Below are 21574 nucleotides of genomic sequence, written 5' to 3'. Positions count from 1 at the left end.
AAGCGCGTGATACACATACGTCAGAAAGACATAGGTTCGAGCCGAGGGTGTCTCCCGCACCGCCGCCTGACAGGCCTCGACCGCCTGACGGTAGTCAGCGGCTTTGAGAAACACCGCGGCGCGTTGAAGATGCGATGGCTGCTCCGCCGCCTCCAACTGAGCCGGGACCGCCCCCTGCACCGCGCTCCACAAGCATACCCCGATCAACAGGAAGAGCTGGTTTCGTCGCATGAGGATGCGCCTCCCTCGCCGTCTCCGCATCGCGCTTCGGGCCGTCTAATTTCGACCCGTCAGGCGAGACTTTGCGGCTCAATACCGACCCATCGGCATCGACTGCACCGGCATCGGATTCAGGGTTCGTCCATAGGGGCCACCCGGCGCTGCCCAGGGCAAGCCGCGATCCCCGACCAGCAATGGACCCAAAATCGTGCGCGCCACAATCGTGCCGAAGTTCTCTGTCCAGCCGATGCCGGTCATGCTCAGCATGAAGGAGTAACTCTGGCGGTCCGGGAACTGCAGATAGTACAACCCGAGCGACCAGCACTTGCACGGATTCTGATACAAGGCGACCACATCGTATTCCGGACTGCGTCCGCCTTTGACATCGTAATAGCCCTTGGCGCCGACGGTCCAGCCCCAGGGTGTTCGGAATCCACCGCCGGCGGTGACGAACTGGATCTCCTCGGTGGGAGCATAGACCTCATTGAACGAGACCGGGTTCCAAATATCGCCGCGCCGGACCCGGTTGCCGTCACGACTGAACCGTTGCCCGACCTCCACGTACCAGTAGTTGGATTGCTGCACGCGAAGATCGGTATTCCACTGGCTGAACGTCCCCCGGTAGGGATCGAGAAAGGCATCGACCGTCAGATAGGAATTCGTCGGCGGCAACATCTGTCCGCCGGTCACATTCTTTCCGAGCGCTTCGTTGACACCGGGTGGACGAAAGAATTCCGGGGCGGTATTCCCGATCACAGCCCGTAGCCACAAGTCGGACAGTTTTCGCCCCTGCACCTCCACCGTCGCCGGCTGCAAGGGCTGCGTGAGAGATCCCAGAAACGGTAACACCCCGGGAGCAAACTCCCGCGCGCGGGTCTGCACCCCGCCCACGTGATAACTCTGCGCCAGGGTCAGGTCGAGCCAATTGAACGATTGGCCGTTCACCTGCTGTTCGAGCAACTTGGTCCGGAGTGAATAGGTCAGGAGGTTCTTCTTCGGGATGTCGTCGACTTGATCGATCTGGGCGATCTGAGACTGGTTGCTCCCCGGCACGTATTCATACATCACACTGGGTTCGATCGTGTGCAGGAAACTCCCGCCATCCCCCCCGGTATACCGGCGGCTCAGCCGGGAGGAGGCATCCATGGCCGCCCAAAACGTCTCGCGGTGGAGAGGACTGGCCTCCTGAATGCCGCGCGTATAATAAACTTCCTTGAATTTAAAATGCGGCGTCAACCCGATCACATGCCCGACATCGATCACATCAGTGGTGACGCCGGGCATAAAATCCATGCGATTCACCGCGAATCCCTGCTCGCGATAAAAATTCACAAAGTTACTGTCGAGGTTCATGAGCAGCGGCAGCCCGAACGCCGACGTATTCGGCAACACATAGCCGACCTCCGGCAGGCGTTGGAACGTGTCGGGACCGCCGGAGTTCAACGGCTGGAGGTACTGGCCCAGAAAATAAGCGCTGCCGTAGGGCAGGCGTTGCGTCGCCAGCAATGTGGATTCGCCGCTGGGAGAGGCCCGCTGGGCTCCTGAATTGCTCAACTGTTGGAGATACTGCCGATCCGACACAAACGACGCCTGGCCTCGTACCAGCAGTGTGTCCGTGACCTGTTGGACATGCTGGCCGCTGATCAAGCCTCGCAAGCGCCGCTCATCCGAGGCGGTCTGATCGACGCCCGACACATTCGGCAGCTTCGTCTGCTGCAGAAAGCTGGCAAACCACTGCCCGCTCGACCGCCGGTCCAAATAATAGCGATAGGTAAAATCGCTTCCGTACCCGAGATCCGAATAATACGAAGGTGCGATCGTCAGGTCCTGGCTGGGGTTAATGGCCCAGAAATAGCCCTGCTGGTAGTGCAGCCCGAAGCGGTTGTCGTAGCCGGGCGTGGGAATGAGGAACCCGCTGTGACGATTACTGAGCGGATAGGTGAGGGTCGGCACCGGGATAATGGGCGTATCCCGCATGCAGAGCCACGCCCGCTTCATCCCGATACTTTCGCCCGTGTTCACATCGAGATCGTCGAACTTGAATCGCCACGCCGGCACTTCGCCGTCTTTGGCGTCACAATTCGTGAACGTCCCCTCTTTGATGCGATAGTGATCCTCGGACAACCTGCGGATGCTGCGACCGGTAAAAAACGAGTTGCTCGGCCGGACATACATCGACCCATGGGTGATGACTCCGGCTTCGGTATTCACGTTCAACTCCAGCCGCTCCGACTTCAGATCGGAACTCGGGTCGAAGAAATGCACATGCCCGGTCGCCACTAAGGTACCCGGCAGCGAATTGATCGTGACATGATCGGCCGTGAGACGAAACGAGCCTTGCGTCACCACCACCGACCCGTCCGCCTCGTACACCTCCTGCTCCTGTAGGTGGTCGATGCGTTCAGCCGTCACGGTGAGAGGCTGGTTGCTCGGTGAGGCGGTGGTCACCGTTGATTGCGCCGAGACGGATTCGACCAGCAGGAACACACTGAGCAGGAGAGTCAGGAAGACAACCGGGAACGGACAACCAGCCGTCCGTTGCCGTATGGAAGCCGAGTAGCGGTCTGGCCCCATCTCAACCACGAACAGGTGAGAGGGAACACCCTCGGAGGAGGGCCTTGATCTCGCCGACCAGCATCAAGGAGCCCGTGACACAAATCAGATCGGACGGAGCGGCGGATTGCTTCGCGGCAGTCAGCGCATCGGCTGGCGTGGCCGCCACCTGGGCGGACGGCGCACAGTCTTGCAGCAGCGTGCGCAATTCGGAGCCAGTGGATGCACGCGGCAGATCCGCCTGTGTCAGGATCAACGTATCTACCTGGGACAACAACGGCGCAAGAAATTCGCGTGGATGTTTGTCGCGCATCATTCCGACGATCAGCCTGATCCGCGCTCCGGGCCGGCCACGCCGCCAATCGGCGAGGTACCCGGCCAGCACAGCGGCAGCAGCGGGATTGTGCGCCCCGTCCACCATGACTGTCGGCAACTCGGCGACCGTTTCCAACCGGCCTTCCCAGGCAACATGCTGTAATCCACTGCGCACCGCCGTCTCAGACACGGTAAGCCCGCGCTCGCGGGCGAGTTCGATCAAGGCCAGGGCGCAGGCGATATTGTCCAGTTGAAACCGTCCCTGGAGCGGGCAGGAGAGATGATCGTAGTGCGAAGACCTGCCGACATACCGGCAATCAGCCGTTGAAGGGCCGTCACACTGAAACTCGCGCTCCAAACAATAGACGGGAGCCTTCACCTCCGACGCGCGCTGTTCAATGCCCAGGCGAGTCGAAGATTCGATGCGACCGAGCACGACCGGCACGGCTGGTTTCACAATGCCTGCCTTCTCGAACGCGATCGCCTCCAACGTGGACCCGAGGTAGGCCTCATGGTCCAAGCCGATCGTCGTAATGGCGCAGGCCAGCGGCTCTACCACATTGGTGGCGTCGAAACGTCCGCCCAACCCCACTTCGAGCACCGCCACATCCGCCCGGCAGTCCGCAAAATACTGGAACGCCAGCGCCGTCGTGAACTCAAAAAACGTGGGGGCAAGATCAGGCGCAGCGGCACCCCGTAAGGTCTCGACCAGTCTGCCGACCGTCTCCTCCGGAATCATCACACCGTTGACACGGATACGTTCACGGAAGTCGATCAGATGCGGCGACGTGTAGAGCCCGACCCGATATCCGGCAGCCTGCAAGATGGCCGCAGTCATCGCCGCGGTAGAACCTTTCCCGTTCGTCCCGCCGATGTGGAGCACCGGATAACAACGATGCGGCTCCCCCACTCTGGTAAGCAGGGCACGAATCGTCTCCAGTCCCAACTTGATGCCGTGCTGCTGGAGGCCGTAGAGAAATTGGACGGTGGCGGAATAGGTCATCGTGGTCATTCGTGCGAACTCGCCTGCGCTAGAAGACTGCGGGAAAATCCACTTTTGCAACAGACAGCGCGATCAAGTCACGTAGCATGCTGGAATTGGAATTACCAGCAGGATGCGCAAAAAGGTCGTCCAGCAAGGCCGCAGCGAGGTCCGCGACGCGAAGAGTAATGAGCGTCACGTCTGCGAACGGGCGCGAGTCGGTGAGCGCCCAGTGTCCTAGAGGCGAATCGTTCATTCGTACCCGCCCACCCACGAGCCTGCCAAGACAGGCTCGTGTCCCGTGTCGTACGGTGAGCCTCTGAGCGACGCGAGAACGCCACTGGCGGACGTTTTCCGCATCCTGCTAGAAGTGGCCGACCAGCGTGCTCACCGCTTCCTTCAACTGTTTCCGTTCGACGATCATGTCGATCATGCCGTGATCCAGCAAGAACTCGGCCCGCTGAAACTGATCCGGCAATTGCTGTTTGATGGTCTGCTCGATGACGCGCGGACCGGCAAACCCGATCAGCGCCTTCGGCTCGGCAATAATGACGTCTCCCAGCATCGCAATGCTCGCGGTCACTCCGCCGAACGTCGGGTCCGCCAAGATGGAGATGAACGGCACCTTCGCCTCTCCCAACTTCGCCACCGCTGCGGACGTCTTCGCCATCTGCATGAGCGACAGGATGCCCTCCTGCATGCGGGCGCCGCCCGAGGCCGTCACGAGGATCAACGGCATGCGCCCTTCCAAGGCCCGATCGACGGCGCGGCAGATCTTTTCACCGACGACCGACCCCATACTGCCGCCCATGAACCCGAAATCGAAGACGCACAGCGCCACCTTGCGCCCATTGATCGCCCCCTGGCCGATGACCATGGCGTCTTTACGGCCGGTCTTTTCCTGCTGCGCCTTGATCCGGTCTTTGTACGTGCGGGTATCCTGAAACTGGAGCGGGTCTTGCGGTTCCAGCTCGGCATCCCACTCCTTGAAGGTCCCGAGATCGACCAGGAGATTGATGCGTTCGATCACCGAAATGGGAAAATGATAGTCGCACTTCGGACAGACCTTGTTGTTGCGGTCTACTTCCTTGCGATACACGATCTCCCGGCAGTGATTACACTTGAGCCACATCCCCTCCGCCACTTTGGAGCGTTTAGGGGGCTCGGCCTCCTCGGTTTTGCCTTTTTTAAACCATGCCATCTGTGGTCACCTATAGTACAAGGGTTTGCCCCTCTTCAAGCGCGGTCAAATGAAGAATACCCAGTTGCCCGAGCTCCTGCCGGATCTGGTCGCGAAACCGCGGTTTGAGATGGTAGGCGTATACCGGCAACTCCGGCCTCGCCATCTTGGCAAATTCCTGTGCCAGCAGCGCCGGAGTCAGGTGTTTCGCCACACGCGCCAACTCATCCATCTCATTGGGAAACGAACTCTCGATAAACGCCGCCCGCAACCCGGTGACTTCCTTCGCCACCTGCCAGAGCGCGTCCGTTTGATACGTATCACCGCTATAGAGCACCCTGTGCGCCCCTTCGCGAAGGAGAAATCCCACGGTCGGCACGACATGGTTGACGCGAATCGGCGTCACGCCCATCCCGCACAGCAGATCCTCTCGTCCCGCTCGCAACTCGTAAGGGACGAACACCGGCCTGGCGGGATCGGGCAGCCGGAAGAAATCAGGGTACACCGTTCCGTTAAAAATATGCGCGCGTAGCCCGTCCAACACTTCGGGAATGGCCGCAATGACCACCGGCTCATCGATCTCACCGACCAGGTTATCGGCCAGCGTCGGCAATTCACGAATATGATCGAAGTGCAGATGGGTCAGCAGGACCACCCGAATCCGCCGTTGCTCATTGAGGAACAGGCGCGACCCGATCGTGCCGGCATCCACGAGCAACTGGTCATTGACCAGGAATCCGCAGGTACCGCACTGAATCGGCCCGTTCGCCCCCGGAACCAACTGACCGGACCCATGACAGCCCAGCACGCGGACATTCATGGCCCTGGATTCCCGGAACGTCCCTCGAACCCCGGCGCTCCCTCAGAAGCTTGTGGATGAGTCCTCCGCACTGCGCGGCAGAATAGCATACCTCTCGAAAAGGCGCACACAGATTTGCACGGCCCGTTCTGGGAAGACCTCACGTGATATGGGCGGGAGTGACTCTGTCCATGAGCGCATCATGCAGGCACTTAGGACCAACCGCTGCCCAGCCCGATCCGGACCATCATCAACAATCCCAAGCCAATACTTGCCAGACAAGCCAAGCCCTGCACCATCCAATAGGCGCGCGGACCAACCGTGACAGAATAGACCACCGGCAGACTCAGTATCGCCCCGACGCCGACCATGCCGAGAATAGACCCCACGCCGAACACCACGATATAGCCGATGCCCTGGCCGATCCCCGTCACCGTTGAGAGCACGATCAACATCAGCGCCGCCGATCCTGCCAGTCCATGAGCCATCCCGATCAAGAGCGGCCGTAGCGATCCCTGATACCAATGTCCGTGCGCGTGATCCGGCTGCAGATGGTGGCTATGTAGATGCACGTGCGGCTGCCCATCGTGTTCATGCGTATGGAGGTGCCATTGCTCCCGGTAGATCCGGAGCGCCAGCGAGAGGCCGAGCACCACCAGCATCACCCCGACGGCAAACTCGAACAGACTGGCCAGGGTTTCAGGAATTGTGAGGTTCAAGGCCAGCAGCAGGGTCCCGACACACAACAACATCAGCGTGTGCCCGAGCCCCCAAAAAAACCCGATGGCCGTGGAAGCCTGCACCGTCGGACGCTCCGCCAACACCGTGGAGAGCGCAGCAAGATGGTCCGCGTCCAGGGCATGACGCAGCCCCAGCACGAATCCGAGACTCAAGATGGTCAGGGTATGAGGATCGAACATCCGCTGCTCCGGGAGAAGTGCCTCGACTGCCCCGGTAACAGGAACAGCATGAACTGACGGTCAGCCCCCTCGCGCATGCATTTCCAGGTGGGGATCTTCGCGTAGACGGTTGATTTCGATGAGTCGTTGTTCCCGCAGGCCGAGCGCTTCGAGAGCCTTGCGCTCTTCGGCACCCCGATCCGCCCGCCCTTCCCAGGCAGCGGTGATCAACGATTTGATCTCGTCGCGGGAGCGGCCCTGGCGCAACGGCGCCCGCAGGTCGAGGCCGTCCTTCGCATACAGACAGAGATACCACATGCCGTCCGCCGTGAGGCGACTCCGATCGCAGGAACGGCAAAAGGGCGTCGTGGTGGACGGAATGATGCCGAAGCTGGTGCCGTCCGGCAATCGGAACCGCTCCGCCGGCGCGACACTGTTCTCGACGATCGGTTGTACCCCGCCGTAGTGTCGGCCGATGCGCTCCAGCATCTCCGCCCGCGAAAGTACCTGATTCATGGACCAGTCCGTGGCCCCTCCCACATCCATGTATTCGATGAACCGGACCTCGCCGCCCACTGTCTTTCCGTATTCAATCAAATCGATGAGTTCGTCGTCGTTGTACCCTTTGATAACGACCGTGTCGAATTTCAGCGAGGGAAAGCCGGCCTGCACCACCGCCTTGATGCCGTCGAACACCTGATGATGGAGATCGCGCTTGGTCAAGGTGCGGAACCGGTCGGCCCGCAGGGTGTCCAGGCTGATCGTGACGCGATTCAACCCGGCAAACGACAGGTCGGCAGCCTGATCCGCCATGAGCACGCCGTTGCTGGTGAGGGCGATCTCCGTAATCCGTCGATTTTCCGACAACTGCCGGACAAACCGCGGGAGGTCGCGACGCAACAACGGCTCCCCGCCCGTCAACCGGACCTTGTCCACCCCCAGCTCCGTGAAAATCGCCGTGAGTTCGGCCATCTCCTCAAAGGTCAGGATGGTATCGCGCGGCAACCAGGCATAGTCGTCTTCGGGCATACAATACTTGCACCGAAGGTTGCAGCGGTCGGTCACAGACAGGCGCAGACTGCGGAGCGGACGCCCTAGCCGGTCGAAAATTGTAGGAGCGGGTGTATCGAGCATGTGGTGGTCCATAGTCACTCGAAAACGTGGCTCTTCCCCTGACTGCTCGCCCCTGACGGGGCTACGGGTGCTCCTCGACCCACACCTCTCCTTCGGGGGTGTGCTCGAGTTTCCAAATCGGCGTAATTTGCTTCAGTTCGTCGATCGCCCACTGGCAGGCACGGAAGGCCTCGGCGCGATGCTCGGCCGCGGCGATGATCAACACAATGTTCTCTCCGATCGTGATCTCACCGTACCGGTGCAGGACCAGCACTTCGATCACACCGAAATCCTTGATGGCACGCTCGCGAATCTCGCGGAGTTTCTTCTGCGCCATGCCTTCGTAATGCTCGAAGGTGATGCCGTCCACATCCTTCCCCTTCGAGCGGTCACGGGCCGTGCCCAGGAACATGGCAATGCCGCCGATCCGTTTGGAGCGCCGGCGTACCCGCTTCAGTTCCTCGTCGATTGAAAAATCTTCCCGTTGCACACGAACCAGCATCGCCTCGTCGTCGGTCGCGGGCTGGTCGGCTTTCGTGACCTGCTCAAGACTCATCGCGTGCTCCTATGATTTCCACCCGCGAAGGGTGGCAATAACGCAATTTCATCTCCGTCGTTCACTTCAAGGTCCTCGTGTGCGATCTCTTGATTGACCGACACCAGCACCTTTTTCTTCTGCAACAACTCGCCGATCTTCGGATAGGCCGCATCGATCACCGACACCAGGTCCTTCACCCGTTTCCCGTCGTGCAGCGACAGAGACAGCGTCCCTTGGTTACCGGCCAGCATCTTGGTCATCCCGAAAAGTTGGATCGTGACCATCTCAGCCGACCTTCCTGGTATAGAGACCGGACTTCCCGCCGGATTTCGTCAGCAGGCAGATGTCGCCGAAGCTCATCCCCCGGTCCACCGCCTTGCACATATCGTAGATCGTCAACGCGGCCACCGACGCGGCGGTCATGGCTTCCATTTCCACGCCGGTCGGACCGGTGGTCTTGGCCGTGGCGGTGATCGTGATCGCGCAACGCCCTTCCTGGTCGGGTTCAGCGGTTTCGGTAAAAGAAATATCGACGCTGGTCAGAAGGATGGGATGGCACATGGGGATCAAATCCGGGGTCTTCTTCGCCCCCATCACCCCGGCGACCTGGGCAACGGCCAGCACATCCCCCTTGGCAATCTTCCCCTGCTGAATCTTTTCAAGGGTCTCGGGCTGAAGGAATACCGTGGCTTGCGCCGTCGCGAGACGCTCGGTGGAGGCCTTCGCCCCGACATCGACCATCCGTGCCCGCCCCGACTCGTTGAAATGCGTAAACTCGGCCATTCTCTACGCCAAATCAGCTGGTTGCCGCGTGTGAACCGCCGAATTATAGGAGCCGGTGAAAATGGGAGTCAAGAAGGGAAGCGGGCGTAGCCGGGCGCCAGAATGTTGGAGTTTCCTCCAATTTCGCACTGAACATCCGCCTTCGCCGTCACGTGTGCCTGCGTGGAGCCCTCACACCCGTTCACTTTGCAACGAGGCTTGCGCGCAAGTCGGCCTGCCGGAAATGATTCGGCAGCAGCATAATGCAGTTCGGGTTGAATCCTTGCGCCTTCAACGTGTCGATACTCCCCAGCACCGTCCCGCCCTTGGCCAGATCAATCACGGTGATGGACCCGTCGCTCATCCCTTCCAGATTGAGCAGGCTGTTTTGGACAAAGAGGTAGCGTTCATCGGGTGACAGCACACTGTGGTGGGCGCCCTGAGCCGCGGGGATGGCCTGGAGAAACCGCGGGTGACTGGGATCGGAATTGTCGTACAGGTTCACAAATCCCGGCTTCGCCGTCGTGACGAATAGTCGATCCCCTTTCGCATTGTAAAGCATCTCCAGCGGCATACCCTGCCGCCGGATACTATAATCGTCCACCTGCTGAAACGAAAACGACTGGCTCGCCGCATCCCAGGTGCCGGTCCACAAGGTTCCCTCCAACATGTTCGTGATCTGCACCACCGGCGGGTTCGAAAAGGGCACGAACATCACCTCGACCGGGGCAGCCTTGGCCGGTGACGGTTTGGACGACACTTTGTGCGTCGAGAGCACCGCACCGGTACTCGCCTGCAACATCGTTACCGAGTCGCCCGCATCCGACATGTCTGGCTTCACGGTGCTCGTAATCAGCACACGGTCGATCCCGTTGTGAATCGCAATGCCGTGCGGATAGAGCACGGACGCGCCCCCGCCGTCCGGCGTACGGATGGTCTTGACCGGCTTGTCCTTCACGGCATCACCCATGATGACGGCGCTCGACCCCATACAGGTCAGGTACCAGGTCCGGTTATCTTCCGACACCACGAGATCTTCCAACACCTGGCAATCGGGCACATCGATGGCGCGGAGCCGGTAGGGAAAACGTGTGAGGTCCACGACGTGGAGGACACTCTTGCCTAACGCGGTGATATAGGCTTTCGTCCGGTCGCGATTGAAGAAAATATGGTGCGCGACAAGGTCCGACGGAAGCGGAATCTCCATCAAGACCTTCCCGAAGTCCGACGACTCGGGATCGATGTCCATAATCGCGATCCCTTCCCGTCTGACCGATTGGTCCGGTTTACTCTCGTAGTTGAGCAGGGCCAGCAGTTCCGACAAAGCCGGCGATGTACAGGCAAGAAGCAGCCCGAGGGTCAAGGACAGGAGTCGGAAGCGTCTCATAATAGCCTCCTTCTGTGAGGTGGGAATGCTTAAGAAAATACTCCTTTCACACAATCCCCGCAACGGGGAGCAACGGCCCCCATCCCTCGCGAGGTTTCTGCTCCGTCAACGAGCTTGGATGTCAGGGACGGCAAGTCACTGGCGTTCAGCACATGAATTGGCTAGACTAGGCCTGGGAGACCATCGTTGTCATGACACAGGCTGCTTTACTCGACCATGTCACGAAGACCATTGTCGCACGCTTTCATCCGAAGCGAATTATGGTGTTCGGGAGTCATGCTCGTGGCACTGCCGGTCCGGACAGCGATCTGGACCTGTTCGTTGAAATGGATACGCCACGTCGTCCCCCGGATCGTGCGATCGAAGTGAGTGAGGTCTTTGGACTCCGTTCCTGGCCGATGGATGTTGTCGTCTACACGCCGGAGGAAGTACGCCGCCTTCGTCACGTTAAAGGCACACTACTGGCTGTGATTGAGAAGGAGGGCAAGGTGCTGTATGAACAGCGCTGAATCCAATTTCTTGGCATGGCTCCGCAAAGCTGACCACGATCTCTTGAACATCGAAAACAATCTCGCCGCAAAAGAAATCCCCTGGGATACGATCTGTTTTCATGCACAACAAGCCGTAGAGAAGGTCTTAAAAGCGTTTCTTGTCCATCAGGGTAGCGGCCTTTTAAAGACACATGACCTTGTCGCACTCCTTGCTCAATGTGTTGCGCATGACGCCAATCTGAGTGCACTGGAAACCGATTGTCGAAAATTGACCTCCTACGGTATCGCGGCTCGTTATCCCGACGACCTGTTCGAACCCTCCGAGAAAGATGGGCGGGATGTAGTGGCCGCAGCCTACCGGGTCCGCGAGAAAATTCTTCTGCTCCTCCCATAGGCCTGACAGACACGCTCTCATACGCCAGGAATTCTTCCACATTCGAGTAAGACCGACATGAAGCCGACGCATCGCTGGATCCCACTGCCGCTCTATACACAAGTGCTCATTGCCGTGATCTGCGGCGGGCTGCTGGGCGCCATCTTCGGGCAGGAGCCCTATTGGGGCGGTCTGCGCAATGCGCAGCTGGGCAAACTCGGCCTCTTCGTCGTCACCCTGCTCAAGACACTCGCCATTCCGTTGATCTTTTTCGCGATCCTCGATGCGCTCATCCGCACCACCATTCCGCTGCGTCAGGGGGGGAAACTCCTGCTGATCTGCCTGGTGAACGTCTCCGTCGCCATGGCCATCGGCCTCGCGATCATGAACACCTGGCAGCCGGGCCTGGCCTGGCAGGGCCGCGTCGATGCCCTGCTCCAACTGGTGCCGGGAACCAAGCCCTCCGCAACCGTGCTGGCCAATGTGCAGGCCGGGTCTCAAAGCCCGATCGAGTACCTCGCCTCCTATATTCCCCGCACCATCACGGACCCGTTTTCGAGCAACAACATCATTGGCGTTGTCCTCCTCGCGCTGGTGCTCGGCGCCACCCTGCGGATGGTCCGGAGCGAAAAGGACCAAACCACCGGGTTAGTCAACGCCCTCGTGCGCGGCATCGAGTGGGTCTATGTCTGGCTGGTGCAGATACTCGAATGGATCATCCTGGTGGTGCCGCTCGCCGTTTTCGGCGTCGTCGCGCAGGTCGTGGGCAAGGCCGGCATCGGCGTCTTTTCCGTGCTCTGGATCTTCCTCGTCGCCATGCTCGCAGGACTCGCGGCCCACGCGCTCATCTATTATCCGCTCCTCGCCTGGCTGGTGGGAAAGAAGTCGCCGAAGGTCTACCTGGGCCAGGGCGCCGACGCCATCCTGACCGCCGTGTCCTGCAACAGCAGCCTCGCGACCGTGCCGGTGACGCTCCAGTGCCTCCATCGCATGAACGTCTCGCCGCAATCGTCGCGCCTCGCAGCCTGCGTCGGGACGAACCTCAACAACGACGGCATCACCCTTTATGAAGCCATGGCCGCCCTCTTTCTCGCGCAGGCGCTGGGCTTCGACCTGCCGATGGTGAAACAGGTGCTGATCGTGCTCGCCTCCATCATCGCGGGGGCCGGCGTGGCGGGCATTCCCGAAGCCGGATTAATTGTCCTGCCGCTGGTGCTGGCCGCGGCGGGCCTGCCGGACCATGTCATCATCGCGGCCATTCCGCTCATCATGACGGTGGATTGGATCATCGCCCGCGCCCGCTCCGGCGTGAACGTCATGAGCGATATGCTCGTCGCCATCCTGCTCGATGCCGGACAGGTCACGCCCGTCGCCGAACCGGCCCCAATTCCTCGCTCGTCCGACGCGCAGCATTCGGGAGAAGCACAGGCATCCTGAAGAGCGTAGTCCCTATCTACCGCCCTCCGATCAACAGCGCCAGGGCATGCAGGAGCAATCCCACCAGGCCTCCGACGATCGTCCCGTTGATGCGAATGTACTGCAGGTCCTTGCCGACTTCCCGTTCGATCGTCTCCACCATTTGAGCCGGAGACCATGCCCTGACCGTGTTGGCCACCAACTCCCCGATCTTGTCGCTGTGTCTGGTGGCAAGTGCCTCGACCAGCCCCTGCACCCCATCATGCAACATGGCGCGCAATGCGGCATCTTTCTGTAACGTGCGCCCGACATCGGCCAGGGCTGCATCAAGATAGACCCGAATGTCGGACGGATCCCGACTCAAATCCTCGAGCATCCATCGCTTGAGCTGGTGCCATGAATCATCGAGGAACTGCAACAGCGTGTCGTACGCGAGCAGCTGTTCTTTGAGAGACGCCTCACGCTGTAAGGCCTCGTCGGAATGTATGAGCCACTGAGAGAATTCGTGGAGCCGCTCAATCGCCTTCCGCCGCATCGGATCGTGCGGATCGTCCCGCATCGTGCAGAGGGTGTCGTAGACGGAATCCAGGACTTTGTGTGAGACGGAGTAATCCAATTTCACAAAACTGAGCACGCGCGACCAGGGAAGTTTTTCAGCCACCGTCCTGCCCAACGCGTCTCTGTTGGCGTCCACATACCCGAGCACCGCGGACAGGATATCGTTCAGGAGGCGATCCCGCTGATGGCTCCCGAGAAAGCCGGCCAGCATCTGACCGGCAAGGGGGGCGACGCTCACGCCACGAATGACCTTGGTGGCAATCTCGCGCAGCATCCGCTGCATCGCCGCATCTTCCGACGCGTTCAGCGCCTGAACGAGCAGCTGCGCGCATTCGTCACTCAGCGCACGCCTGCGTTCGGGGGCGAGGAGCGCCTCGATCAGTTCTTCAGGGATGCGCCAGGAACCGACCAATCGGGCGATCCCCTCGGGCGTGACCAACTTCCGTTGGGTGAGGCTGCCGATATTGGAGGCAATGCGCTCGGTATTCCCGGGGATGATGGCCGTGTGCGGGATCGGCACGCCGAGGGGATGTCTGAATAACGCCGTCACCGCATACCAGTCCGCGAGTGCGCCCACCATGGCGGCCTCGGCAAATGCCCGGAGCCATGCAAACAAGGGATGCGTCTCGTGTTGAAACAGGGCTACGAGAAACAGCAGCGCCATGAACAACAGGAGCCCCGTTGCCAAGGCACGCATGCGAAGATAGTCATCAGCCTTCGTCGCCCGGGTTTGATCTGAGGCACTCACAGCATTTCTCCTCTCTCACCGTGAACAGGACGATCAGGTTCTCGCATCTCCACACCGGCGCCGGGACCGACCAGGTCGCGCCTGGTCCATATGACACCATGCGTTCGACTCGCGCAACCGGGAGAGCTTCATGCTCCGAATTGCATACTGTTGCCTTATTCTGTCCACTTTCCTATAGTGGCGGCACCAGCTTTCCGCGTGCGAGCGTTGTGACGAGCCTTCCTGGTACGAACCACCAAGGGGAGTACTCCATGGCGAGTCAACATGAACCAGACCCGACCGTCGGTGCAAAGCAGTCCGGTCCGTCTCCACAAGCCCCGGCCCTGCCGGCTCAAGGGGACGACAGTCGAGACCTGCCCCCATCCCAAGTAGCCACCGAGTCCGAAAACAAGCAATTCCGGCTGAAACTGACGATTTTCTGGAGCGTGGTATTCGCGGCAATTGTTGCGGCCTTTGCGACCGGTTATCCCAGTTGGGAAAACTATATCGTTCAAGAAGCGGCGAAACGACAATTGCGCGCCTACATCGACGTGCGGCCTCGGGGAATCAGTACCATCGAGGAAGGCCTGGTGCCTCGCGTCCACGACACCTTTCACAATATCGGCAGGACGCCCGCGTATGACAACGGGTCGTTTTCAAGAATTCTTGTGATGGAGTATCCTCTGACGCGTCGGCTCGTCAACGATGAGTGTCGCCACGTCACGCCGGATCCGAAGGCAGGTAAATGGTTCATCGGAACGCCCAAGCGCCCGGGAATCGCGCGGGAAAGTCCGCTCACGGCGGCGGAGGTCGACGCGATCAAGGGCGGCAAATCCGCGATCTATTTTCACGGTCGAGTCTGCTATCGGGACATTTTTAACGAGCCGCACCGCACCGACTTTTGTCTCTTTTGGAAATGGGACGCCGGCCGGATCAGCCCGAGCCTCTCGTGCCCGGAAGGAAATAGTACCGGCTGATGTCCCTCGTTCGTGAAACGTCGTTCATCTCCGGTCCGCGGAAGAGAACCTATGGCCGGCAAGCGGAAGCAGGCGTCTTTGCTATACGCTACACGCTATGAGCCATACGCACTTATTTCCCCCTGGCCACGGTTCACGTTTTACGCCTCACGCGTCACTAGGAATGTGAGTCGCTTGCCGGCAGACAGTAACCCCGAGGCAGGCAGTTTCATGAACTCACGTGCCGACAGGGGCCAGACTTCCTGTTTGCGCTCATCGGCCCGATGCGTCTTGCTCCGATGAACCGGACGTACGATGTGCTTCTGCATGGTCACTCCCTCCTTTCCTGATCCAGACATCTCCGTCTCCACTTGGATCGACCCTCCACCTTCACACATTCCTGTTCTATCTCTACCCTGCGAGGCAAGTTCTCGGGACTGGATGAACCCCTGGACTACCCAGGTCTTATCCCTGGACAGTTTTCAGTCCGGTGGATGTAAACCGGTTGCCGAGTCCTTCGGTTCGCCCTTCCCTTCGTCTTTCACCCCGATGCAATCGCCACTAAGGATCGAGTAGAGTGTACCCGTAACGCATCGGTGTCTGATGACCTGGAGGAATAATGGCGAGATCGAGACGACCGGAATTGGAAAAAGATAACCCGACAGCCCCGCAGCTCTATATCGGGCCTCGGAGGAGAAGCGCCCTGTCACGCAGGGCCGCGGCATCACAGACCTCTACGCCGAACGGAATGGCAGCGGCGATGCATACCTTGATATCGGCAGCGGAAGAATTCGTGAACGGCGTGCCCTACGTGCAAGAGCTGGACAAGGAACGAAACGCCCTGCTGGATGCGATCACACAGGCGCAGACCCTGCTGTCGGCCGAGCACACGGCTGTGACGCGACCGGCGAAGAGGCGGCAGAAACGGTAGGCGCATCAGGTCACTGGATGGCCTTCAGGAGCGCGACCAAGGGGCAAGCGGATCGTAAACTCCGCCCCTTGTCCAGGCTGAGTCTCCACGGAGACCGTCCCCCCGTGTGCCTCGACGATACCCTTGACAATAGCCAGCCCTAAGCCTGTCCCTCCGGACTCCCGTGCCCTGGCCTTGTCCGCCCGATAGAACCGATCGAAGAGGAACGGCACATGTTCCGCCTCGATTCCGGGCCCTGTGTCCCTGACCGCAATCTCAACCGATCCATCGGAACGGCGAAGACGAACCGTGACCGAACCGCCGGGCGGCGTATACTTCAGACTATTGTCCAGCAGATTGATCAACGCCTGTTTCAACCACTGCGCATCCGCCGAAATCGTGGGCACGGGCACCACATCGAGGGCGAGTGAGATCCGGCGGTCATCGGCCAGTAACTTCAGCTCGATGATCAGCTCCTGAAGCAGGGGTTCCAGTTCGACGGGGGCGAGGTGCACCGGAGGCCGATCGCCCGTCACCTTCGTGAGCGTGAGCAGCGACCGGGCCAGTGCGATCAGCTTCTCTACCTGTTCCAGATTCCCGATGAGCGCCTCGCGATACTCGTCCGTGGATCGTGCCTTTTGGAGCGTGACTTCCAGGTTGCCCTGCAACACGGTCAGCGGCGTCTGCATTTCGTGGGCGGCGTAATCGACAAACCGGCGCTGGCTCTCGCAGCTCTTCTGGAACCGGTCCATCATGGCGTTAAAGGTGTGTGTCAGCCGGTGGAACTCCTGAAACGGAGAATCGAGGGATAATCGCTCGCCCAGGTCCGCTTCCGACATGGTTTCCGCCCGCCGGCTCAAGAGACCGATCGGCGTCAGAACCGTTCGCGCGATCCATGCGCTGCCGGCCCAGGCCACGACGATGACAAGGCCCGATCCGAGCGCCAGCAGGATCGCGAGTCCCTTCAGCGTTTCCTTCGAAAAGTGAAGCGACTCCTCTGCCTGCAAGATATACCGGACCTGGCCGCTCCTGGGCACCGGAATCGAGACGCGCCGCACAGGGGAACCCTCGCGCAGCTGCACCATATCGAAGACGGTCTGGCCCTGCTTGACCTGTTCGAGGAGGGATGCCGACACGGGAGGCCGAGGAACCACATCGGACCCCTTCCACAGCAGCTGTCCGTCGATCGACAAGATCCGGACACTATGCGCGGCTTCCCGGAGTTCATGTTGTTCTTCCTGGCTGCGGCCTTTCTCCCCCAAGACGACCAGTTCGTCACCGGCCCCGCGGATCACATCCGGACGCTGTTCGATAATGCGGCCCAATGTTTCCGCAAGTTCAAGCAATCGCCCATCGACATAGCGGCTCAGCAGCGTGTCGCCGCCGACATAGATCAGTGCCGAAAAACCGAGGAGCAGCCCTCCCATCAGGATCAGCGCCGTCCGGCGGATCAGACGTCCCAGTGAATTCACCGTCCGGTGTCCTCATCTTCCAGCATATAACCGGCCCCCCGCACGGTCGTGATCAACGCGGGGGAGAAGTCGCGATCCATCTTCGCGCGCAACGACCGGATATGCGCATCCACGATATTCGTCATGGGGTCGTAACTGATATCCCACACGTGCTCGATGATGGCGGTCCGTGTGAGCACACGATTCTTGTTCCGTAAGAGAAACTCAAGCAGCGCGTATTCCTTATTCGTCAGTGCGATTTCATTGCCGCCCCGGCACACCCGGTGAGTCGCCGGATCCAGCTCCAGGTCGGCGGCCGTCAGCCGGGCCTGCAGTTGAGGCCCGCCCCGCCGCAACAGGGCCCTCGCTCTCGCGAGGAGTTCTGCAAAGGCAAACGGCTTCGTCAAATAGTCATCGGCGCCCAGGTCCAGGCCAGAGACCTTGTCCTGCACCGTATCGCGCGCAGTCAACAGCAAGACGGGCGCCGTCACGCCTGTGCTGCGCAGACGACGACAGAGTGACAGGCCATCGAGCACAGGCAGCATGATGTCCAGGATGATGAGATCGTACGGATTCGCGATCCCGAGCTCGAACCCCTGCTCGCCGTTGGACGCAACATCCACCGCATAGCGTTCTTCCTTCAGGCCCTTCCGGATGAATTGCGCCAGATCAGCATCATCTTCGACGAGAAGAATGCGCATACCGATACATGCTCCATCGAACGATCGAAGGGTGAAGAAACCAGTAGACTGCGATGTCCCCGTGGCCGGGCCTAGCGTCATCATCATACTAATACATTGGCCCGCCTCGATTCGATCAGCGAGGAGGGAGAGAAAGAGAAGAAGCTCGGACGCGTGAACGGGCCCCTGGAAGCTGGAATCGGGAACGCAGATGGTACTGGCGGACCGATGAGAGTTCAGCGGCTCATCGCCCCGCCGTCATCAATAGGGCGACGCGGCGATCGAGCGCTCGTGAGTGGTGTTGGCCTTCGCGCTCGTGACAAAACGCAAATGAGGAGCGACGCGTTCGGGGAGACCCATTCCGATCGTACTCCATTCGTAGACCGTCTCGTGCGCGCGCGCGATCTTTTCCACGGCCTGCGGTTCGTTCTGCCACTGCAACATGTCCAGGCAGGGAATGACGGCTTGCCAATTCAAGTCAGGCACCTGGTTGAGTTGCTCTGCGGACGTGGCGATCAAGGCCAGCTCTTTAAATGCACGATAGACCCTGATCACTTCAGGAGCATCCAGAGCCTCGTACACGGTCGAGACGATCGGAATCGGGCTACGACGCATCAGCGGCAAACAGGACAATCCTGCGTGAATATGGATGAGGTCGAACGACGGCAGCGTGGCGAACGCTTTCTCCAATGCCAGCATGGCCAATGCCTCGGCAAGATGGCGTTTCGGAGCAGGATAGGCTCGCATGGGGAGCGGCGCAACGGGAACGACCTCACAAGCTGTTCTGCTGTCCCCACTGGCAAACACCGACACGTCGTGTCCCAGCCGGGTCAACTGGTTCGTCAAATGGAAAATCATCCTGCCTTGCGGGTCCTGACTCTCGGCTGACACCTGTTCCAGAAACGGGCTGATGTGCGCAATCCGCATGGTGTGGTTCCCTTTGTCCGGTCCAGTCAGAGACGTGCCCTTCTTGCTTGCGTCCAGCGGCGCAAGCGAGCGATCGACAGGGCAGCGACGGTCTCTGTAGCGAATGTATGGTTTGAAGGAGCCGTGCAGGCAGCCGAATCAGCCGCCCGCGCGACGTTTCAACAAGAAGGTACAACGGCGATCATGAAAATTCGGCGAAGAGTCCGTGAAGTCATCATGAAGCAATCTCACGATGTCCGGGACGTGGAGCGGTCGCGCCATCTCGCAAGCAAGCGAGTCTGCAGGGGGCGGCTTGTCGGGACGTTCAGGAAAGGGCTGCGTGGCATTCGGGCAAACGGCACCGCTCGACGGCCTGTGCCGTCCTTCACCGAAAACAACACGGGGGCCGCCACCTGCGTGACCGCCCCCGTATCCAAATCCAACTATCTCACGCGGTCCCCACCGGGGACCGCTCGGCAGGGTCTTACGCGACCTGCTGAATCGCAGACAACAACCACTTGCCGTGTTGATATCGCATAAAGGTCCAGACCTCCGTCGTCTCGCTCGGCTTCTCTGCACTACCCTCGATGAGATACCCGGCATCGCCCGGTGCCTTCGACAGGGACACGGTATAGTCCCGGGCACTCCAATGCAGGCTCACCGTCGCGTACTGCACCGTATTTTCAACCCACGACTCCCGAACTTCAGCCTGGAGCAGCACCACATCCTCCACACGGTTCGCCTGATCCTGACTGGTCAGTTCGGCCAATCCGGTACTGAAATACTCCAGCATCTCCGGCGTCACGAGGCGGCGCAATGCGGACAGATCCTGCTTGCCCCAGGCGGTTTGGATATCGGTCAGCGATTGCTGAAAGGCCGCCTTGTCGGCTGAGGTGATCTCGCTATCGATCGTGGCGGTTCGGAGTGTCGACACAGACGAATCGTCCAAGAGCGAGCCGCTCACCGCACTGCTCCGCGTGATGCCTGAGAAATCAGGCGCCACCGCAGGCTTACGCGATCGTAGATAGAAAAACAGGGCCCCGGCGCCCATGAGCATCAGCAAAATAAGCATTCCGCTGGGACCGGAGGCCCCGGCCTGACCGGTTTCCCCGACCTGTTCACCCGCTTCGTTCGTTCGCGCGCTGCTGTCGGTCGCCCCGAACAGCATATGACCGATCCATGATCCGGCCAGACCGCCGGCGATACCCGCCAACAGAGGATTGCGCTGAATCCACGAGGGCTGCGCAGCAGGCGTGGGCCTGGCCGTCGAGGCCGGACCGCCGGCGACGGAAGGCGGCGGGCTCGTGGCTTGCCTGGCGGTCGTGGATTGTTCGATCGGCTTCGCGCCGTTGTCCTGATAGGTACGCGAGCCACGGCTGCCCATGCTGCCGGATGACCCACCGCTGCGCCCACTGGAGAACCCTCCGCCTGATCCCCCTCGCGCCTTCGCAAAAGAAATCGTCGGCACGCCGACGAGAGACAACACAAGACATGCAGCCATCAATTTAGTTGTATTCAAGCGATACGTCCTTTCTATTGAACGTCAAGATCAGTCTGGAATGAGAGGTTATCCTAACAGCAATGCCGGAAGAAAACCTAGCAGGCCGTTGAGAAAGGCCGCCAGCGGCGTTCTCGCATCGCTCACAGACTCAACGTACCGCAAGCTCTTCGCATTGCTGCGGCCTTGCTGGACGGCCTTTCTAAACCGCCTGAAGGGCACCAATTCAGAGTAGGCGCGCCACATCACAATCTTTTCTTGAAGACATCGTGCCGATTGTCCACACACCCCGAGCTACCGTCCTCAACGCCAGGCACATCGCATCACAACCGGCTTCCTTGTAAGATAACCTCTCGCCCTCGTCCGGTTCTGCGTCGCCGGAAACAGGTCAGGCCTCCCGTTGAAAGGAGTCATCGTGAAACAGGGCTATCGTTTGATCGTAGTGGATAAAGACGGTGTGTTGGTGTCGGAATTCCAACTGACCGAACAGGCCTTGGCCGCGCCGGAGGCGTTCGTCGCAGCTCTCAGAGAATCGGTCGAAGTCATCGAAGAAGCGGAGCCGTGATGGATGCGCCTGGTCGTTGCATTGGCGACCATCCCCGCAGCAACTCCCCTCGCTGACTCTACTCCCAGTTCATCCCCACTCGCGCGGGGAACACTCCCACCGCTCCCGGTGAAGGCTCATCTGGGCCGGTTCATCCCCACTCGCGCGGGGAACACGCGTCCTACTCAGTGTTGAGCCTCAGCCGCTACGGTTCATCCCCACTCGCGCGGGGAACACATCACGGACCAGTCGACCGAGCCCTATACGATCGGTTCATCCCCACTCGCGCGGGGAACACCACCTCTTCCAGCTTCGCA

The 21574-nt window shown here is 60.2% G+C and carries 24 protein-coding genes and 1 CRISPR repeat array; of the genes, 6 read left to right on the top strand and 18 right to left on the bottom strand.

Annotated features, from left to right (window positions below):
- The 12 genes from H8K11_19420 to H8K11_19365 form a co-directional block, all read right to left on the bottom strand.
- The coding region (locus H8K11_19420) for a hypothetical protein (GenBank protein ID MCS6265921.1) at nucleotides 1–231 on the bottom strand (231 nt) is incomplete at its 3' end.
- A gap of 78 nt (nucleotides 232–309) precedes the next feature.
- Nucleotides 310–2793 carry an LPS-assembly protein LptD gene (locus H8K11_19415; GenBank protein ID MCS6265920.1) on the bottom strand — a complete coding sequence of 828 codons (2484 nt, stop codon included), beginning with the start codon at nucleotides 2791–2793 and terminating at the stop codon, nucleotides 310–312.
- Nucleotide 2794: 1 nt separating this feature from the next.
- Complete coding sequence (locus tag H8K11_19410) at nucleotides 2795–4099, bottom strand: bifunctional folylpolyglutamate synthase/dihydrofolate synthase (protein MCS6265919.1); 1305 nt, start codon at nucleotides 4097–4099, stop codon at nucleotides 2795–2797.
- A gap of 19 nt (nucleotides 4100–4118) precedes the next feature.
- Complete coding sequence (locus H8K11_19405) at nucleotides 4119–4325, bottom strand: hypothetical protein (GenBank protein MCS6265918.1); 207 nt, start codon at nucleotides 4323–4325, stop codon at nucleotides 4119–4121.
- 108 nt (nucleotides 4326–4433) lie between these two features.
- Entirely contained in the window at nucleotides 4434–5270 is an 837-nt protein-coding gene (locus H8K11_19400) for an acetyl-CoA carboxylase carboxyltransferase subunit beta (protein MCS6265917.1), read from the bottom strand.
- Between the two features lie 10 nt (nucleotides 5271–5280).
- Nucleotides 5281–6069, bottom strand: coding sequence for a 3',5'-cyclic-nucleotide phosphodiesterase (locus H8K11_19395; GenBank protein ID MCS6265916.1), 789 nt, complete (start codon nucleotides 6067–6069; stop codon nucleotides 5281–5283).
- 191 nt (nucleotides 6070–6260) lie between these two features.
- Entirely contained in the window at nucleotides 6261–6968 is a 708-nt protein-coding gene (locus H8K11_19390) for an urease accessory protein (GenBank protein MCS6265915.1), read from the bottom strand.
- A 60-nt stretch (nucleotides 6969–7028) separates the two neighbouring features.
- A complete protein-coding gene (gene moaA / locus H8K11_19385) occupies nucleotides 7029–8093 on the bottom strand; it encodes a GTP 3',8-cyclase MoaA (protein ID MCS6265914.1) in 1065 nt (354 codons plus the stop codon).
- A gap of 49 nt (nucleotides 8094–8142) precedes the next feature.
- Nucleotides 8143–8616: a molybdenum cofactor biosynthesis protein MoaE gene (locus tag H8K11_19380; GenBank protein ID MCS6265913.1), complete on the bottom strand. Its 474-nt coding sequence runs from the start codon at nucleotides 8614–8616 to the stop codon at nucleotides 8143–8145.
- Nucleotides 8613–8882, bottom strand: a complete 270-nt coding sequence (locus tag H8K11_19375) for a MoaD/ThiS family protein (GenBank protein MCS6265912.1) — start codon at nucleotides 8880–8882, stop codon at nucleotides 8613–8615. The genes H8K11_19380 and H8K11_19375 overlap by 4 nt, the downstream gene beginning before the upstream one ends.
- 1 nt (nucleotide 8883) lies before the next feature.
- Nucleotides 8884–9381 carry a cyclic pyranopterin monophosphate synthase MoaC gene (gene moaC / locus H8K11_19370; protein ID MCS6265911.1) on the bottom strand — a complete coding sequence of 166 codons (498 nt, stop codon included), beginning with the start codon at nucleotides 9379–9381 and terminating at the stop codon, nucleotides 8884–8886.
- Between the two features lie 181 nt (nucleotides 9382–9562).
- Nucleotides 9563–10747: a YncE family protein gene (locus tag H8K11_19365; GenBank protein MCS6265910.1), complete on the bottom strand. Its 1185-nt coding sequence runs from the start codon at nucleotides 10745–10747 to the stop codon at nucleotides 9563–9565.
- A 191-nt stretch (nucleotides 10748–10938) separates the two neighbouring features.
- Here H8K11_19365 and H8K11_19360 point away from each other — a divergent pair, with 191 nt between their 5' ends.
- Genes H8K11_19360 through H8K11_19350 form a run of 3 tightly spaced genes read left to right on the top strand, consistent with a single transcriptional unit; the run spans nucleotide 10939 to nucleotide 13048 of the window.
- On the top strand, nucleotides 10939–11256 hold the full coding sequence (locus H8K11_19360) for a nucleotidyltransferase domain-containing protein (protein MCS6265909.1): 318 nt from the start codon (nucleotides 10939–10941) through the stop codon (nucleotides 11254–11256).
- Nucleotides 11243–11632 carry a HEPN domain-containing protein gene (locus H8K11_19355; GenBank protein MCS6265908.1) on the top strand — a complete coding sequence of 130 codons (390 nt, stop codon included), beginning with the start codon at nucleotides 11243–11245 and terminating at the stop codon, nucleotides 11630–11632. The genes H8K11_19360 and H8K11_19355 overlap by 14 nt, the downstream gene beginning before the upstream one ends.
- Before the next feature lie 57 nt (nucleotides 11633–11689).
- Entirely contained in the window at nucleotides 11690–13048 is a 1359-nt protein-coding gene (locus tag H8K11_19350) for a dicarboxylate/amino acid:cation symporter (GenBank protein ID MCS6265907.1), read from the top strand.
- Nucleotides 13049–13064: 16 nt separating this feature from the next.
- Here H8K11_19350 and H8K11_19345 read toward each other — a convergent pair whose 3' ends face one another.
- On the bottom strand, nucleotides 13065–14333 hold the full coding sequence (locus tag H8K11_19345; GenBank protein MCS6265906.1) for a DUF445 domain-containing protein: 1269 nt from the start codon (nucleotides 14331–14333) through the stop codon (nucleotides 13065–13067).
- Nucleotides 14334–14584: 251 nt separating this feature from the next.
- Here H8K11_19345 and H8K11_19340 point away from each other — a divergent pair, with 251 nt between their 5' ends.
- Entirely contained in the window at nucleotides 14585–15289 is a 705-nt protein-coding gene (locus H8K11_19340; GenBank protein ID MCS6265905.1) for a hypothetical protein, read from the top strand.
- Nucleotides 15290–15429: 140 nt separating this feature from the next.
- Here the strand turns inward: H8K11_19340 and H8K11_19335 are convergent, their stop codons facing one another.
- Complete coding sequence (locus H8K11_19335) at nucleotides 15430–15597, bottom strand: hypothetical protein (protein ID MCS6265904.1); 168 nt, start codon at nucleotides 15595–15597, stop codon at nucleotides 15430–15432.
- A 431-nt stretch (nucleotides 15598–16028) separates the two neighbouring features.
- Here H8K11_19335 and H8K11_19330 point away from each other — a divergent pair, with 431 nt between their 5' ends.
- A complete protein-coding gene (locus H8K11_19330; GenBank protein ID MCS6265903.1) occupies nucleotides 16029–16199 on the top strand; it encodes a hypothetical protein in 171 nt (56 codons plus the stop codon).
- A gap of 5 nt (nucleotides 16200–16204) precedes the next feature.
- On the opposite strand, the gene H8K11_19325 is transcribed toward H8K11_19330, so the two are convergent.
- The 4 genes from H8K11_19325 to H8K11_19310 all read right to left on the bottom strand — a co-directional run bounded on the left by H8K11_19325 (nucleotide 16205) and on the right by H8K11_19310 (nucleotide 20734).
- Complete coding sequence (locus tag H8K11_19325) at nucleotides 16205–17650, bottom strand: HAMP domain-containing protein (GenBank protein MCS6265902.1); 1446 nt, start codon at nucleotides 17648–17650, stop codon at nucleotides 16205–16207.
- The gene (locus H8K11_19320) at nucleotides 17647–18330 is read right to left on the bottom strand and encodes a response regulator transcription factor (GenBank protein MCS6265901.1); all 684 of its coding nucleotides are present in this window, start codon (nucleotides 18328–18330) and stop codon (nucleotides 17647–17649) included. The genes H8K11_19325 and H8K11_19320 overlap by 4 nt, the downstream gene beginning before the upstream one ends.
- Nucleotides 18331–18570: 240 nt before the next feature.
- A complete protein-coding gene (locus H8K11_19315; GenBank protein MCS6265900.1) occupies nucleotides 18571–19236 on the bottom strand; it encodes a glycosyltransferase in 666 nt (221 codons plus the stop codon).
- Nucleotides 19237–19699: 463 nt separating this feature from the next.
- Nucleotides 19700–20734, bottom strand: coding sequence for a TIM44-like domain-containing protein (locus tag H8K11_19310; protein ID MCS6265899.1), 1035 nt, complete (start codon nucleotides 20732–20734; stop codon nucleotides 19700–19702).
- Between the two features lie 394 nt (nucleotides 20735–21128).
- Here H8K11_19310 and H8K11_19305 point away from each other — a divergent pair, with 394 nt between their 5' ends.
- Nucleotides 21129–21278, top strand: coding sequence for a hypothetical protein (locus tag H8K11_19305; GenBank protein MCS6265898.1), 150 nt, complete (start codon nucleotides 21129–21131; stop codon nucleotides 21276–21278).
- A 65-nt stretch (nucleotides 21279–21343) separates the two neighbouring features.
- A CRISPR array of direct repeats spans nucleotides 21344–21555; the repeat unit is 29 nt; unit sequence CGGTTCATCCCCACTCGCGCGGGGAACAC.
- Between the last annotated feature and the right edge of the window lie 19 nt (nucleotides 21556–21574).

This window comes from Nitrospira sp. (assembly GCA_024998565.1).
Lineage (GTDB): Bacteria > Nitrospirota > Nitrospiria > Nitrospirales > Nitrospiraceae > Nitrospira_A.
Note: the sequence above shows the minus strand (reverse complement) of the source record. Positions and strands in the feature narration are given on the sequence as shown.

Coding starts and splice junctions, on each gene's coding strand:
- H8K11_19360 (MCS6265909.1), top strand. CDS start 10,939: ATGACACAGGCTGCTTTACTCGACCATGTCACGAAGACCATTGTCGCA.
- moaA (MCS6265914.1), bottom strand. CDS start 8,093: ATGGACCACCACATGCTCGATACACCCGCTCCTACAATTTTCGACCGG.
- H8K11_19400 (MCS6265917.1), bottom strand. CDS start 5,270: ATGGCATGGTTTAAAAAAGGCAAAACCGAGGAGGCCGAGCCCCCTAAA.
- moaC (MCS6265911.1), bottom strand. CDS start 9,381: ATGGCCGAGTTTACGCATTTCAACGAGTCGGGGCGGGCACGGATGGTC.
- H8K11_19415 (MCS6265920.1), bottom strand. CDS start 2,793: ATGGGGCCAGACCGCTACTCGGCTTCCATACGGCAACGGACGGCTGGT.
- H8K11_19375 (MCS6265912.1), bottom strand. CDS start 8,882: ATGGTCACGATCCAACTTTTCGGGATGACCAAGATGCTGGCCGGTAAC.
- H8K11_19350 (MCS6265907.1), top strand. CDS start 11,690: ATGAAGCCGACGCATCGCTGGATCCCACTGCCGCTCTATACACAAGTG.
- H8K11_19320 (MCS6265901.1), bottom strand. CDS start 18,330: ATGCGCATTCTTCTCGTCGAAGATGATGCTGATCTGGCGCAATTCATC.
- H8K11_19335 (MCS6265904.1), bottom strand. CDS start 15,597: ATGCAGAAGCACATCGTACGTCCGGTTCATCGGAGCAAGACGCATCGG.
- H8K11_19390 (MCS6265915.1), bottom strand. CDS start 6,968: ATGTTCGATCCTCATACCCTGACCATCTTGAGTCTCGGATTCGTGCTG.
- H8K11_19365 (MCS6265910.1), bottom strand. CDS start 10,747: ATGAGACGCTTCCGACTCCTGTCCTTGACCCTCGGGCTGCTTCTTGCC.
- H8K11_19395 (MCS6265916.1), bottom strand. CDS start 6,069: ATGAATGTCCGCGTGCTGGGCTGTCATGGGTCCGGTCAGTTGGTTCCG.
- H8K11_19355 (MCS6265908.1), top strand. CDS start 11,243: ATGAACAGCGCTGAATCCAATTTCTTGGCATGGCTCCGCAAAGCTGAC.
- H8K11_19340 (MCS6265905.1), top strand. CDS start 14,585: ATGGCGAGTCAACATGAACCAGACCCGACCGTCGGTGCAAAGCAGTCC.
- H8K11_19405 (MCS6265918.1), bottom strand. CDS start 4,325: ATGAACGATTCGCCTCTAGGACACTGGGCGCTCACCGACTCGCGCCCG.
- H8K11_19410 (MCS6265919.1), bottom strand. CDS start 4,099: ATGACCACGATGACCTATTCCGCCACCGTCCAATTTCTCTACGGCCTC.
- H8K11_19330 (MCS6265903.1), top strand. CDS start 16,029: ATGCATACCTTGATATCGGCAGCGGAAGAATTCGTGAACGGCGTGCCC.
- H8K11_19380 (MCS6265913.1), bottom strand. CDS start 8,616: ATGAGTCTTGAGCAGGTCACGAAAGCCGACCAGCCCGCGACCGACGAC.
- H8K11_19315 (MCS6265900.1), bottom strand. CDS start 19,236: ATGCGGATTGCGCACATCAGCCCGTTTCTGGAACAGGTGTCAGCCGAG.